This window comes from Rhodanobacter sp. sgz306013 (genome assembly GCF_057031145.1).
The window spans coordinates 44,119-57,021 of record NZ_JBXCIJ010000004.1; the positions used below are offsets into that span (position 1 = coordinate 44,119).

15 protein-coding genes are annotated in these 12,903 nt (G+C 70.2%); 12 read left to right on the top strand and 3 right to left on the bottom strand.

Annotated features, from left to right (window positions below):
• Positions 1 to 86: 86 nt before the first annotated feature.
• The 10 genes from flhF to AC2EWF_RS13330 are packed head-to-tail and all read left to right on the top strand — an operon-like array spanning position 87 to position 8,683.
• A complete protein-coding gene (gene flhF, locus AC2EWF_RS13285; protein ID WP_483639862.1) occupies positions 87 to 1,415 on the top strand; it encodes a flagellar biosynthesis GTPase FlhF in 1,329 nt (442 codons plus the stop codon).
• A gap of 14 nt (positions 1,416 to 1,429) precedes the next feature.
• Complete coding sequence (locus AC2EWF_RS13290; RefSeq protein ID WP_483640431.1) at positions 1,430 to 2,365, top strand: MinD/ParA family ATP-binding protein; 936 nt, start codon at positions 1,430 to 1,432, stop codon at positions 2,363 to 2,365.
• Positions 2,362 to 3,090, top strand: coding sequence for an RNA polymerase sigma factor FliA (locus tag AC2EWF_RS13295; protein ID WP_483639863.1), 729 nt, complete (start codon positions 2,362 to 2,364; stop codon positions 3,088 to 3,090). Before AC2EWF_RS13290 ends, AC2EWF_RS13295 begins: the two co-directional genes overlap by 4 nt.
• A 60-nt stretch (positions 3,091 to 3,150) precedes the next feature.
• The gene (gene cheY / locus AC2EWF_RS13300) at positions 3,151 to 3,558 is read left to right on the top strand and encodes a chemotaxis response regulator CheY (RefSeq protein WP_483639864.1); all 408 of its coding nucleotides are present in this window, start codon (positions 3,151 to 3,153) and stop codon (positions 3,556 to 3,558) included.
• Positions 3,555 to 4,196, top strand: coding sequence for a protein phosphatase CheZ (locus AC2EWF_RS13305; protein ID WP_483639865.1), 642 nt, complete (start codon positions 3,555 to 3,557; stop codon positions 4,194 to 4,196). The genes cheY and AC2EWF_RS13305 overlap by 4 nt, the downstream gene beginning before the upstream one ends.
• Positions 4,197 to 4,209: 13 nt before the next feature.
• Entirely contained in the window at positions 4,210 to 6,081 is a 1,872-nt protein-coding gene (locus AC2EWF_RS13310; protein ID WP_483639866.1) for a chemotaxis protein CheA, read from the top strand.
• 5 nt (positions 6,082 to 6,086) lie between these two features.
• Entirely contained in the window at positions 6,087 to 6,827 is a 741-nt protein-coding gene (locus AC2EWF_RS13315; protein ID WP_483639867.1) for a flagellar motor protein, read from the top strand.
• Positions 6,824 to 7,870, top strand: coding sequence for a flagellar motor protein MotD (gene motD, locus AC2EWF_RS13320; protein WP_483639868.1), 1,047 nt, complete (start codon positions 6,824 to 6,826; stop codon positions 7,868 to 7,870). The genes AC2EWF_RS13315 and motD overlap by 4 nt, the downstream gene beginning before the upstream one ends.
• On the top strand, positions 7,867 to 8,343 hold the full coding sequence (locus tag AC2EWF_RS13325; protein ID WP_483639869.1) for a chemotaxis protein CheW: 477 nt from the start codon (positions 7,867 to 7,869) through the stop codon (positions 8,341 to 8,343). Before motD ends, AC2EWF_RS13325 begins: the two co-directional genes overlap by 4 nt.
• Entirely contained in the window at positions 8,333 to 8,683 is a 351-nt protein-coding gene (locus tag AC2EWF_RS13330) for a DUF2802 domain-containing protein (RefSeq protein ID WP_483639870.1), read from the top strand. The genes AC2EWF_RS13325 and AC2EWF_RS13330 overlap by 11 nt, the downstream gene beginning before the upstream one ends.
• Before the next feature lie 544 nt (positions 8,684 to 9,227).
• Here AC2EWF_RS13330 and AC2EWF_RS13335 read toward each other — a convergent pair.
• The 3 genes from AC2EWF_RS13335 to fliK all read right to left on the bottom strand — a co-directional run bounded on the left by AC2EWF_RS13335 (position 9,228) and on the right by fliK (position 11,996).
• Positions 9,228 to 9,773 carry a hypothetical protein gene (locus tag AC2EWF_RS13335; protein WP_483639871.1) on the bottom strand — a complete coding sequence of 182 codons (546 nt, stop codon included), beginning with the start codon at positions 9,771 to 9,773 and terminating at the stop codon, positions 9,228 to 9,230.
• 823 nt (positions 9,774 to 10,596) lie between these two features.
• A complete protein-coding gene (locus tag AC2EWF_RS13340; RefSeq protein ID WP_483639872.1) occupies positions 10,597 to 10,854 on the bottom strand; it encodes a flagellar biosynthesis protein in 258 nt (85 codons plus the stop codon).
• Complete coding sequence (gene fliK, locus AC2EWF_RS13345) at positions 10,851 to 11,996, bottom strand: flagellar hook-length control protein FliK (protein ID WP_483639873.1); 1,146 nt, start codon at positions 11,994 to 11,996, stop codon at positions 10,851 to 10,853. The genes AC2EWF_RS13340 and fliK overlap by 4 nt, the downstream gene beginning before the upstream one ends.
• 191 nt (positions 11,997 to 12,187) lie before the next feature.
• Between fliK and AC2EWF_RS13350 the strand changes: the two genes are divergently transcribed.
• Entirely contained in the window at positions 12,188 to 12,514 is a 327-nt protein-coding gene (locus AC2EWF_RS13350) for an STAS domain-containing protein (RefSeq protein ID WP_483639874.1), read from the top strand.
• A gap of 13 nt (positions 12,515 to 12,527) precedes the next feature.
• The gene (locus tag AC2EWF_RS13355) at positions 12,528 to 12,890 is read left to right on the top strand and encodes a response regulator (RefSeq protein WP_483639875.1); all 363 of its coding nucleotides are present in this window, start codon (positions 12,528 to 12,530) and stop codon (positions 12,888 to 12,890) included.
• Positions 12,891 to 12,903 lie beyond the last annotated feature (13 nt).

The window sequence follows — 12,903 nt, forward strand, 5'->3', positions numbered from 1 at the left end:
CGGTCGGCGCGGCGGGCTCGCGGCGTCACGACAACTGACGGATCACCGGTCGCGGTTTCCGGAACCCGCTCGCGGAGCAAGCACGCATGAAGATCAAACGTTTCGTGGCGCCCGACATGCGCCAGGCGATGCGCGAAGTGCGCGAGGAGCAGGGGCCGGATGCGGTGATCCTGTCCACGCGCCGGATGGACGACGGCATCGAGGTGATCGCCGCGATCGACTACGACGAAGCGCTGGTGCGCGAGGCCGCCCGGCACGGCGCGCCCGCCGCGCCGCCGACCGCGCCGGAGCCGAGGGAAGCGAAAGAACCGAAGGCCGGGCCGATGCCGGTCGCCGCTGCGGCGCAGGCATCGACGCCGGTTGCCACGGCGAAGCCGTCGCCTTCGGTGCCGCCGCCGCCCGCGCCGCGCCGCCTGCATACCGTCGTCGCGCCGGCGGCCGCCGGCGCGACGGAGCCGCCCGCGGCGCACCCGCTGATGGAGCGGGCCGCGCGCGACACCGCGCAGCTGCGCAGCGAGCTCGGCGACCTGCGCGCGATGCTGGAGCTGCAGCTGTCCAGCCTCGCGTGGAACGACATGGAGCGGCGCCAGCCGCTGCGCGCGCGCATCCTGCGCGAGCTGACCCGGCTCGGCATCGAGGCCGATGTCGCCCGCACGCTGGTGGCCGAACTTCCGGAGCAGCTCAACGCCGACCAGGCGCGCTACCTGCCGCTGGGCATGCTCAGCCGCAGCCTCGCGGTGAGCGGCCGCCAACTGTGCGACGACGGCCGCGGCGTCATCGCCCTGGTCGGCCCCACCGGCGTGGGCAAGACCACCACCATCGCGAAACTCGCGGCGAAAGCGGTGATGCGCCACGGCGCGGGGCGCGTGGCGCTGGTCAGCACCGACCATTACCGCATCGGCGCCGCCGCGCAGCTGGAACACTACGGGCGCCTGCTCGGCGTGCAGGTCTACCCCGCCTACGACGCGCGCAGCCTGGCCAAGGTGCTGGAGATGCTGGCCGGCCGCCACACCGTGCTGATCGACACCGCCGGCATGGCCGGCAGCGATCCGCGGCTGGCGCAGCAGCTGGAGATCCTCGCCGACGCAGGCGAGCTGCATTCCTGCCTGGTGCTGGCGGCCAACGCGCAGACCGCCTCGCTGGAGGATGCAGTGCGCGCCTACCGCGCGCTGAAGCCGCACGCCTGCATCCTGACCAAGCTGGACGAAGCGCCGAAGCTGGGCGGCGCGCTGTCGGTGCTGATCCGCAACCGCCTGCCGCTGGACTACGTCACCGACGGCCAGCGCGTGCCCGAGGACATCGCCACCGCCGACGCGCGCGTGCTGGTGTGCCGCGCCGCGCAGTCGCTCAAGAGCGAGCTTCCCGACGACAACCTGATGGCCGAGCGCTTCGGCCTCGCCGTGGCGCAGGCATGAGCGGGGTGCTCGCGATGAACCAGGCGGCAGGGCTGCGGCAGATGCTGGCGGCGATGGTGGGCCGGACCGCCACGGGGGCGGGCGCCGGCCATCAGGCCGACGGCCTGCTGTCCGCGGTGGCGGGTGCGCGACGGCACTGCCAGACGATCGCCGTGGCCGGCGGCAAGGGCGGCGTGGGCAAGAGCACGCTGGCGGTGAACCTGGGCGTGGCGCTGGCCGGCGCCGGCCACGAGGTGATGCTGCTGGACGCCGACACCGGCCTGGCGAACGTCGACGTGATGCTCGGCCTCACGCCCCTGCGCCACATCGGCCACCTGCTCGACGGCGAGTGCACGCTGCAGGAGCTGCTGCTGCCGGCGCCGTGCGGCCTGCAGGTGGTGCCCGCCGGCTCCGGCGCGCGGCGTCTGGCGCAACTCGACAGCGGCGAGCTGGCCGCGATCATCCGCGCCTTCGACGAACTGACGCAGCCGCCCGAGTACCTGCTGGTGGATACCGCCGCGGGGCTCTCCGACAGCGTGACGATGTTCGCCGCCGCCGCCGCCGAGGTGATCCTGGTGGTGTGCGACGAACCCGCCTCGCTGACCGATGCCTACGGCCTGGCCAAGGTGCTCAGCCGCGACTTCGGCGTGCGCCGCCTGCGCATGGTCGCCAGCATGGCGCGCAACGAGGGCGAGGCGCGGCAGCTGCACCAGAAGCTGGCGCGGGTCAGCGACCGCTTCCTCGACGTGGCGATCGAATTCAGCGGCTGGGTGCCGCACGACGAGCGCCTGCGCCAGGCGATCCGGCGCCAGGCCGCGGTGGTCGAACTGTGGCCGTCCAGCCCTTCGGCGCGGGCATTCAAGAAACTGGCCGGTGCGGTCGATAAATGGATCGAGCCCGAACATGCGGGTCTCGACCGTATCTCCTTCTTCGGTGGCCGGACGGCTCCGGCCGGGGGTATGCCGGGATGAACGCGGCTTCGGAATATCTGCAACTCTCCCGCGAGAGTGCCGACGAACTGGTACGTCGGCACGCGCCGCTGGTCCGGCGGATCGCCTATCACCTGATGGGGCGGTTGCCGGCCAGCGTCGACGTGGGCGACCTGATCCAGGCGGGAATGATCGGTTTGCTGGAGGCGGCACGCCACTTTGCCCACGACAAGGGCGCCAGCTTCGAGACGTTTGCGGGCATCCGCATCCGTGGCGCGATGCTGGACGAGCTGCGCCGTGCCGACTGGACGCCGCGCTCGGTGCACCGCAAGACCCGCGAGGTGGCCGAGACGATCCGCCAGATCGAGGCGGAGACCGGCGCCGAGGCGGATGACGCCGAGGTGATGCGCCGGCTCGGCATGAGCGCGGAGGAGTACCACCAAGTGCTCGCCGACGCGACTTCCTCGCGCCTGCTCAGCCTCACCTGCTCGGACGACGGCGAAGACAACGGCGTACTCGACGTGGCCGACGAGAACAGCCTCGGCCCCGACCAGGGCATCGAGCACCACGGCATGCGCGAGGCGCTGGTCGAGGCGATCACCGCGCTGCCCGAGCGCGAGCAGCTGGTGATGTCGCTGTACTACGAACAGGAATTGAACCTCAAGGAAATCGGCGCCGTGCTCGGCGTCAGCGAGTCGCGTGTGTGCCAGATCCACGGCCAGGCCGTGATCCGGCTGCGCGCACAGCTGGCCGGCTGGCGCGACTGAGGAAACGCTACCCACCATCCCAAAGGGCCGGCCGCCGGCCCGATGCAGCGGAGCAGACGTTTGGACAAGAACATGAAAATCCTGGTGGTGGACGATTTCTCCACCATGCGGCGCATCGTCAGGAACCTGCTGGTGGAACTGGGTTTCACCAATACCCTGATCCAGGAGGCGGACGACGGCGAGAACGCCATGACCATGCTGCGCAGCCAGCCGTTCGACCTGGTGGTGACCGACTGGAACATGCCGAACATGACCGGCATCGACCTGCTGCGCGCGATCCGCGCCGAGGCCGCGCTGAAGGGCTTGCCGGTGCTGATGGTCACCGCCGAGAACAACCGCGACCAGATCATCGCCGCCGCCCAGGCCGGCGTGAACGGCTACGTGGTCAAGCCGTTCACCGCGGTCACGCTCAGGGAGAAGCTCACCAAGATCTTCGAACGGATCGCCGCCAGCGGAGCCAGCGCATGAATGCCGTCCTTCCCTTCGCCGTCGACGACAGCCTGCCGCCCGAGCTGCGCGATCTGCTGAACAGCCCGGAAGGCCCCGCCTTCGAGCATGCGCTGGACACCATGGTGCGCCAGCGCGAGCAGCACCTGTTCCGCGCGCTGGGCCAGCTGGCCCGCGAACTGCACGACGCCGTGCGCCGCCTCGGCGGCGAGCTGGCGCAGGAAGGCGTACCCGGCATCGTGGCCGACGCGCGCCAGCACCTGCAGGACGTGCTGGAAATGAGCGCGAGCGCCGCCAACCGCAGCATCGACTTCGCCGAACGCCTGCGCCCGCAGGCCGAATCGCTGGCGCGCAACGCCTGGGACGTGCTGCAGCAGGCCGAGGGCGACGAACCCGCCGCCGCGCTGGCGCGCGAAGCCGCCGCGTTCGCCGACAGCTGCCGCGACGGCCTCGGCGACATGGTGGTGGCGCAGTCCTGGCAAGACCTCACCGGCCAGCGCATCAAGAAGGTCGCCAGCTTCATTGGCACGGTCGAATCCTCGCTGCTGGAACTGGTGCGCCTCACCGGTGCGCTGGCTGGCGTCGAGGCGCCGGTCGACGTGGCGAAGGTGACCAGCCAGGAAGATGCCGACCGCCTGCTCAGCGAATTCGGTTTCTGAGCACAGGGTCGCGATGAGCGCGGATTTCGACAACGAGCTCAGGCAGGACTTCCTGGTCGAGGCCGGCGAGCTGGTCGAGCGCCTCTCCGAGCAGTTGGTGGAGCTGGAGCAGGCGCCGCAGGACAGCGAGCTGCTGAATGCCGTGTTCCGTGCCTTCCACACGGTGAAGGGCGGCGCCGGCTTCCTCGCGCTGGAACCGATGGTGCAGCTGTGCCACCACGCCGAGGACTTGCTCAACCTGGCCCGCAACGGCGCGGTGCGGCTGGACGCCGCCTACATGGACGCGCTGCTGCAGACGCTGGACCGGCTGGTCGAGATGATGGCCGCGCTGGGCGCCGGCGCGCCGCTGGCGATGCCGACGCCGGCGCTGCTGCAGGCGCTGCTGCCCCGTGGCGGCAAGCCTGCCGCCGCCGTCGTGCCGGCACCCGCGCCGGTACCCCAGCCAGCGGACGGCGCCATCGACGACAGCGAGTTCGAGGCGTTGCTCGACAGCTTGTACGGCACCGCCGCGCCGGGGACGGTGGCGCCGGCCGACCTGCCGCCCGCGCCGGTGCCGCCCGCGACCATCGACGACGACGAATTCGAGGCACTGCTGGACAGCCTGCACGGCAAGAGCGGGCAGCCGGGCGTGGCCGCCGCGCCGGCTGCGGCGCCCGCGCCATCGCCGGCTCCCGCGGCCCAGCCGGCCGCGCGCCCTGCCGCGCCGGCCGCCGAAACCACGGTGCGGGTGGACACCGCGCGGCTGGACCTGCTGGTCAATCACGCCGGCGAACTGGTGCTGGCGCGCAACCGCCTGCTCAGCCTCGCCGCGCGTCACGGCAGCGAGGCGTTGGCCGCCGCGGCCGGCGAGCTGGACCGCATCACCGACGAACTGCAGGGCGCGGTGATGGGCATGCGCATGCAGCCGGTGGGCCGGCTGTTCCAGCGCTTCCCACGCATCGTGCGTGACCTCGCCCGCCAGCTCGGCAAGGAAGTGGAACTGGTGCTGGAAGGCGAGGGCACCGACCTCGACCGCAGCCTGGTCGAGGCGCTGGCCGACCCGCTGATCCACCTGCTGCGCAACGCGCTCGACCACGGCGTGGAAGCGCCCGACCTGCGCGAGCAGGGCGGCAAGCCGCGCAAGGGCCGGGTGTGCCTGTCGGCCAGCCAGCGCGGCGAGCGCATCGTGATCACGGTGAGCGACGACGGCCGCGGCATGGACCCGGAAATCCTGCGCCGCAAGGCGGTGGAGAAGGGCGTGATCGACGCGGCGCAGGCCGCGCGCCTGTCCGAGGCCGAGTGCTACGAGCTGATCTTCCGTCCCGGCTTCTCCACCGCCGCCACGGTGTCGGACGTCTCCGGCCGCGGCGTGGGCATGGACGTGGTGAAGACCCGCATCACCGAGCTGGGCGGCACCCTGGCCGTGCATTCGCGCCCCGGCCGCGGCAGCGAGCTGGAACTCGCCGTTCCGCTCACGCTCGCCGTGCTGCGCGTGCTGATGGTGCGCACCGGCAGCCGCCTGCTCGCCCTGCCGCTGGGCAACGTGGAGGAGGTGTTCGAACTGGCCGCGGGCCAGGACTGCCTGCTCGACGGCCGCCTGGTCGCGCGCCACCGCGGACGTGCGTTGCCGCTGGTCGACCTGGTCGACTGGGCCGGCGTGGCGGCCGAGCCGGTGCGCCACGTGGCGGTACTGCACATCGGCCACCAGCGGCTGGGCTGCCTGGTGCACGAGGTGCTCGGCCGCGAGGACGTCATCGTCAAGCCGCTCGGCCACCTGTTCGCCGACGTGCCCGGCGTCGCCGGCGCCACCGTCACCGGCGACGGCCGCCTGGCGCTGGTGATGGAGCTGGCCGGTCTCGCCGACGGCGCCGCGCCATCCCCGCTCCCCCTCGCGCAAACCGGCTGAACGTCATGGATCCGATCAGCATCATCGGCACGATCCTGGCCTTCGTGGTCATCATCGTCGGCACCATCCTCAAGGGCTCCACGGTCGACGCGCTGTGGAACCCCGCCGCGTTCGTGATCGTGTTCCTGGGTACGCTGGCCGCCCTGCTGGTGCAGAACCACGGCAAGGTGCTCAGGCATGCGCTCAAGATGATGGCGATGGTCTACCGCCCGCCGCAGCACCGGCCGGCCGACCTGATCAGCCGCATCGTCGGCTGGAGCGAGATCTCGCGCCGGCAGGGCCTGCTGGGCCTGGAGCCGCAGATCGAGGCCGAACCCGACCCGTTCGTCAGCAAGGGCCTGCAGCTGCTGGTCGACGGCGGCGAGCCGGAGGCGATCCGCGGCGTGCTGGAAGTGGACCTGGAGACGCGCGAGGCGATCGACCTCGCCGGTGCCAAGGTGTTCGAGATGGCCGGCATCTATTCGCCCACGCTGGGCATCATCGGCGCGGTGATGGGCTTGATGGCGGTGATGCAGAACCTCGCCGATCCGTCCAAGCTCGGCCACGGCATCGCGGCGGCCTTCGTCGCCACCATCTACGGCGTGGCGCTGGCCAACCTGTTCATGCTGCCGATGGCGGCGCGGCTGAAGAGCCTGATCAACAAGCAGACGCGGATGCGCGAGATCCTGATCGAGGGCCTGGTGTCGATCGCCCAGGGCGACAATCCGCGCCAGATCGAATCGCGCCTGCAGGGTTACGTGGCATGAGACGGCACAAGCACGAGGAGCACACCAACCACGAGGCCTGGGCGATCCCCTACGCCGACCTGATGACCCTGCTGCTGGCCTTCTTCGTGGTGATGTACGCCGTCTCGGTGGTCAACGAAGGCAAGTTCCGCGTGATGTCCGAGTCGCTGATCGAGGCGTTCAACGGCTCCAGCCATGCCATCGCGCCGCTGCCGCCGACGCGGGTGCGGCCGCACAACGTCAATCCCGCGATCGCCACGCCGTCGGGGCAGGCCGGTTCGTCGGCGGTGCCGATCGCCGTGCCGATCCCTCCGCACCCGGTGGCCTTGCAGGGCGGCAACGGCCGCGACATCGCCCACCAGGCCGCGCCGCAGGCGAACCTCAAGCGCATCGAAGCCGAGGTGCGCAAGGCGCTGCAGGCGCTGATCGACCGCAAGCAGGTGAGCGTGCGCAACAACGGGCGCTGGCTGGAGATCGAGATCCGCACCGACATCCTGTTTCCCAGCGGCGTGGCCCAGCTTTCCGTGCCGGCGCAGGGAGTGCTGCACAACCTCGCCGCGGTGCTGGCGGCCTTCGGCAACCCGCTGCGGATCGAAGGCTTCACCGACGACGTGCCGATCAACACCGCGTTGTACCCATCGAACTGGGAGCTCTCCGCTGCGCGCGCGGGCAGCGTGGCGCGCCTGTTCGTGGGCAGCGGCATCGCACCGGACCGGCTCGGCATCATCGGCTGGGGCGAGATGCACCCGGTGGCCGACAACGACACCGCGGCGGGCCGCAACGCCAACCGCCGCGTGCTGGTGGTGGTGATGGGCGATGGCTCGGCGCCGCAGCGCGAGCACAGCAACGTCAGCGAACTCGACCGGCAACCCGGCATCGCCGCGGCGCCGGGCGTGCTGCCCACCGTGCAGGTGGTCGAGCCGCTGCGATCGGCCGTGCCGGTCGCGGCGAAGGCCGCGCCCGCGGAAACGCCTGCCGCCACCGCGCACGCGGAAGAGCCCGCCGCGGCCAGTCCATCGAGCGATGCCTCCGCCAGCGTGCGCCAGGCCGGGGCCGAGCCATGAACATGCCCGTCAGCAACTCGTCCGGCGCGGATCGCCACTGGCTCTCGTTCCGGATCGGTGCGCAGCTCTACGCCGCGCGGCTGGCCGAGGTCAGCGAGGTGATCCGCGACGAGGAGCCGACCCCGGTGCCCGGTGCCGCCGCCGACCTGCTCGGCGTGCGCCACCTGCGCGGACGCATCGTGCCGGTGATGGACGGGCGCCGCCGGCTGGGCCTGCCGGCGCTGCCGGCGGCCGACCCGCTCGCGGTGCGCATCGTGATGCTGGCGCACGCCGGCCAGTCGCTCGGCCTCAAGGTCGATGCGGTCGGCGAGCTGATCGACAGCGCGGGCCTGGAAATCGCGCCGCCGCCGCCCGGGCGGGCCAGCCGCGACGACGATCCGGTCAGCGGCGTGCTGCCCTGGCGGGACGGTTTCGTGGCCTTGCTCGACACGCGCCGGCTGTACCGGCTGGAAGGGGGCGACGATGTGGCTTGAACTGGGCGTACTCGCGCTGCTCCTGCTGGCCACCGGCCAGACCGTCCTGCTGCTGCGCCTGTGGCGGCAGTCCGGCCGCCTGCGGCAGCGCGTCGACGCGCTGTGGCAGAACGCCGCCGGCGCCGGCACTGACGTGCCGACCTCGATGCTGGTGACGGCGCTGGGTCGCCTCGAACGGCAGCTCGGCCAGGTGGAGCGGCCGTCGCCGCCCGGACGCTCGTGGGAGCTGGCCAAGCAGCTGGCGCGCGAGGGCGCGGATGTCGAGCAGCTGGTGGCGTGTTGCGGGTTGTCGCGGGACGAGGCGGCGCTGATTCTCGCGATGCGCGTGCCGGTCATGTAACAACCGGTTGAGGATTTACCGGTGCGCGTGGTCGTCTTTGGTGGTGACGAAGGGGCGGCGTCCGCGATGTGCTTCCTCCTCTCTCTCACTTGGGGGGGCCTTTTGCTCTTCGCGTTATCGCGAGTTTCAAAGCAGTTTCGTGCGCCTGCCGGCGCCCGAGTCACTTTTCTCTTGCGTGGCCAAGAGAAAAGTAACCCAAAGAGAAGGCCACCCCGATGCGGCGCTCTCCGGGCATCCTGCCCTCCGAGTCCGTGAGGCGTGGTCGGGCTTTTCGAGCGGACTCCTGTCCGCGCGAAAAGGCGTTGCCCTCCATGGCAACGCCCGCTGTGCGGCCTGGTCGTCCACGCCTCACCGCCGCATAGGGGCCCCGAAGAGCAGCGCGCTCCTGCGCGCAGAAGCAGGAGCAAAGGCAACAAAGCCTGGCAGCGAGAGAGCGGCTCCCAGGAGCAAGCGACGGTCTGAGTGCTTTACCTTGGTCATTGCGGCGTAACGCAGAAGTAACCGGTGTTGGGTGGCTTTTAGTGCAGGCTGGTTAACTGCCGGGTTAGGCGCCAGTGCCGCACCTATTTGCCAAGCGATCCACAATTGCCGCCGCTTTGTGAAACGCACTTACGGCATTCTGGAAGTCACCGGCGGCGCCGGCCTCAAGTAACCAGCCAAATACGCCGCCGGGTTGGGTGGTGGGCGACGCTGAAACGAATGTGCCTTGGCTATGAACAATAGCTTGTTCGACTTTCGCGTATATTCCATTGGTATCCATTCCAGACAGATCAATCCGACGCACGCCGGGAGATTGAGGTTCCGCGCCAAGGTCGGTGAGTCGTTCTCGGGCGGCGCCGAAATTGCAGTGGAGTATCTTATTCCGCAATTTGCGGCATAGAGCGAGAGTATCCTTCTCTGCCGGGGATAGCGCGTGACCGAAGTACTTTGCAATTTCGTCCTCGATGTCTTCGAGCTTCTGGGCATGGGCAAATCGCTGCAACGCGGGAATCTTGTCCGCAAGAAGGCGTAGCTTCAATTCGACGACTGCACCTTCGCCCGACGCGAGCTTGAATTGCTCAAGAAAGGCGGCGTGAGGAGGCGATAGCATTTCTGGTACCTGACGCTGGAATTAATCGGCGGCGGAGCCGTCCACTTGGATGATTGGTTAAGGCTCGAACAACGCCCCTTGGCAATACGGACACAAGCCGCTTGCCGTTGCCCTGCGCCAATTAAGCAAACGTACGGGCCTATGGCAAGCAGAGCAACACGGCGCATAACGCGCAAATGTTGTGCTCATTGGAATGGCCAACAGCGCTAAGGCAGCGACGCAAACAGGTCCAGCGATCGCAAAATAAGTTAGCGACCATTGCGGATACCACTGAAAAATCACGAACCCCGCGATGATGATGGATAAGTTGACCGGGGCGAGTGGGATACCGTACGTCATCATCTTGCGACGAGTTTGTGCCACCGCGACTCTGAGTTGCTGGTAGTACGCAGATCTATCCATAGAGCCCTAACGCTTAGTAGGCCCCGGATCGGGGCATATGCATGCCATGCTCCACGCTCGCCGAGGCACCGTCAAGCTGGGAAATCCTTTAAATCATCAAGGACTTGTCTGGCTGTCTCGGCTCGCCACGCAGGCGGATGCTGGCATGCATATTTCGCGAAATGAGGTGTGTGGGTCTTCTCGCCCCGGAAACGCGGATATGCAGGCCGACGCAGGCATGTCGCCGGCGGCGGCTGGGCGGGGTACGGCGGGTGTTTAGGGTCGGGTGCTGCAGCCTGGGTTCTGGCGTGGTTCCAGGTTTACTTGCTGGCAAGAGAGCTCGCGTGCGACGGCACGGGTGCCGGGCCACGGGTCGCGTGCTTTGGACTGCCGCGCGACGAAGCGATGCTGATCCTCGCGATGCGTACGCCGGCGGCGTGAATCAGCCTTGTTCTTCCGCTGCGTCGTAGACCGCGGCGAGCACCGAAGCCGCCGCCGCGTAGAGCAGCACCGGCACGTCGTCGCGCAGGCGCAGGCCGGCGAGCAGGGCGGCGATCTGCGGGTCGGGGTGCAATGGCAGGCCCAGCGCCTGTGCACGGGCGCGCAGGCTTTCCAGTGATTCGGGGGGCAGCGCGCGGTTCTCGCCGCTGCCGGGGGCGGACAGGCGCAGGCTGACCCGGCGGGTGGGCGGGGTGTTCATGCGGTGGCCTGCAGTAGCACGGCGCTGTAGCGGTTCGGCGGTTCGGGCAGGCCGTGCTGGCAGGTCAGCTGGTCGAGCAGCAGGCCGCAGGCGGCGAGGCGTTGGCGCAGCGCGCCGAACTGGCGCTCCAGCCGTTGCACGGTATCGGCCTGGGCGGCCCACAGGCGCACCGACAGGCGCGGCTCGCGCAGCTGCAGCTCGCCATGCACCGGGCCCAGCGCGGGCAGGGCCAGCGCGAAGCCCAGGTTCCAGCCGTGGCTGCCGTCGCCGGTGTCGACGGTGTATTCCAGCTGCAGCTGCAGCACGTCGTGGCCGTCGACGCCGTGCAGCGGTATCTCGATCATCCATGCCGGCAGGGGGCCGCTGGCGGACTCCAGCTGGGCCACCTCGATCCGCGCCAGTGCGGCTTTCACGTCGCCTTGCAGGCGATCGAGCAGGGGGGCGACCTCGTCGCCCGCCAGCAGCGCCGACGGCAAGGCCGCGCGCGGTTGCGCCTGCAGGCCGCGTTGCAGCATGGGGGGGGCGGTGTCGCCGGTGGTCCGCGTGGCCGATGCCGGTGCGCGTGGGTCGAGCAGGGCGACCAGGCGCAGCAGGGCGCCCTTCCAGTCGTCCTGCAGCTGGGGCGCCGGCTGGCCTGGCGGCCGCGCGAGCAGGGATTCGAGGAACAAGCCGCTGTGTTCGATCGCCACGCGCAGTCCCTCGCCGCGGGTGACCTCGGCCGGGCTGGGCATCGCCTGTTCGAGCAGGGCGAGCGCGTTGCGCAGTTCCGGCGGCAGCTGGCGCAGCACCGGCCGCTGGGCCAGGGCGTCCAGCGTGGCCAGCAGCGGCGCGTAGCCGTTCTGCTGCGGCAGGCGCTCGCGCAGGGCGCGCTGCAGCACCGGGTCGGCCGGTTGCGCGAGCATCTCCAGCTGGGGCTGGGCGCCCAGGCTCAGCACGCGCACCTGGAACTGCGCAGGCAGCTGGCCGCCCGCCACGTCGGCCTCCACCGTCAGCGTGCCGATCTGCAGCACCTGCAGGCCCTGCGCGTTCACGCCCAGCGGACGCGCCAGCAGCACGTTGCCGATGCGCCAGCTCGGCGCGGCGCTGCCAGAGGCGGCGCCGGCCCAGGTCAGGGCGGCAAGGCTGGTCGGCTGGATGATCAAGCGGATTCCTGCGCGTGGATGGCGGTCGTGAGCGGGGTCGTCGCGAAGCTCATCGGCGGTCCCCGCAGAAACTTGAGGCGGCGGCCCCGGCGATGCCTGCGCCGATTAGGGCAGGGCACCCCTAAAGCGTGCCTGCTGGCGGCCGATAAGCCCAGCAACCGGCGCCAACGGGCGCGAACGGAGCGATGGGCATGGCCGGCAAGCGGGCGGCGAAACGGGACGGCGAACAGGCGGCGGCCGGGGCGGTGATGCTGCCGGCGGACTGCCGCATGGCCGCCCTGGCAGCGCTGCACACCGAACTGGTGGCGGCCCTGCCGGGAGGCGCCATCGAGCTCGACGGCAGCCAGGTGGAGCGCGTGGACACCGCCGCGTTGCAGCTGCTGGTGATGCTCCGCCGCGCGCTGGACGGGCGGGACGGCTCGCTGGCCTGGCGCGGCAGCAGCGCGGCCCTGGACAACGCGGCCGGCCTGCTGGGCCTGGCGAAGATTCTGGAACTGCCGGCCGCCCGGCCGGCCTGAACGAGGTGGCAGCATGGCAAAGATTCTTGCAGTAGACGATTCGGCTTCGATGCGCGGCATGGTGGCCTTCACCCTGCGCGGCGCGGGGCACGAGGTGGCCGAGGCCGAGAACGGCCAGCTGGCGCTGGACGCGGCGAGCGCCAGCACCTTCGACCTGGTGCTGGCCGACGTCAACATGCCGGTGATGGACGGCATCAGCATGGTGCGCGCGCTGCGGGCGAAGCCCGAGTACAAGGGCGTGCCGATCCTGATGCTCACCACCGAGTCGCATACCGAGAAGAAGATGGAAGGCAAGGCCGCCGGCGCCACCGGCTGGCTGGTCAAGCCGTTCGACCCCGAGCAGCTGCTGGCCACCGTCAAGCGCGTGCTGGGCTGAGGAGGGCCGGCGC

What these genes read in the sequence shown, in the direction of transcription:
- motD (WP_483639868.1), top strand. Translation starts at nt 6,824, where the DNA reads ATGAGACGGCACAAGCACGAGGAGCACACCAACCACGAGGCCTGGGCG.
- AC2EWF_RS13340 (WP_483639872.1), bottom strand. Translation starts at nt 10,854, where the DNA reads ATGAACACCCCGCCCACCCGCCGGGTCAGCCTGCGCCTGTCCGCCCCC.
- AC2EWF_RS13330 (WP_483639870.1), top strand. Translation starts at nt 8,333, where the DNA reads ATGTGGCTTGAACTGGGCGTACTCGCGCTGCTCCTGCTGGCCACCGGC.
- AC2EWF_RS13310 (WP_483639866.1), top strand. Translation starts at nt 4,210, where the DNA reads ATGAGCGCGGATTTCGACAACGAGCTCAGGCAGGACTTCCTGGTCGAG.
- AC2EWF_RS13305 (WP_483639865.1), top strand. Translation starts at nt 3,555, where the DNA reads ATGAATGCCGTCCTTCCCTTCGCCGTCGACGACAGCCTGCCGCCCGAG.
- AC2EWF_RS13290 (WP_483640431.1), top strand. Translation starts at nt 1,430, where the DNA reads ATGAACCAGGCGGCAGGGCTGCGGCAGATGCTGGCGGCGATGGTGGGC.
- flhF (WP_483639862.1), top strand. Translation starts at nt 87, where the DNA reads ATGAAGATCAAACGTTTCGTGGCGCCCGACATGCGCCAGGCGATGCGC.
- AC2EWF_RS13295 (WP_483639863.1), top strand. Translation starts at nt 2,362, where the DNA reads ATGAACGCGGCTTCGGAATATCTGCAACTCTCCCGCGAGAGTGCCGAC.
- AC2EWF_RS13335 (WP_483639871.1), bottom strand. Translation starts at nt 9,773, where the DNA reads ATGCTATCGCCTCCTCACGCCGCCTTTCTTGAGCAATTCAAGCTCGCG.
- AC2EWF_RS13350 (WP_483639874.1), top strand. Translation starts at nt 12,188, where the DNA reads ATGGCCGGCAAGCGGGCGGCGAAACGGGACGGCGAACAGGCGGCGGCC.
- AC2EWF_RS13355 (WP_483639875.1), top strand. Translation starts at nt 12,528, where the DNA reads ATGGCAAAGATTCTTGCAGTAGACGATTCGGCTTCGATGCGCGGCATG.
- AC2EWF_RS13315 (WP_483639867.1), top strand. Translation starts at nt 6,087, where the DNA reads ATGGATCCGATCAGCATCATCGGCACGATCCTGGCCTTCGTGGTCATC.
- AC2EWF_RS13325 (WP_483639869.1), top strand. Translation starts at nt 7,867, where the DNA reads ATGAACATGCCCGTCAGCAACTCGTCCGGCGCGGATCGCCACTGGCTC.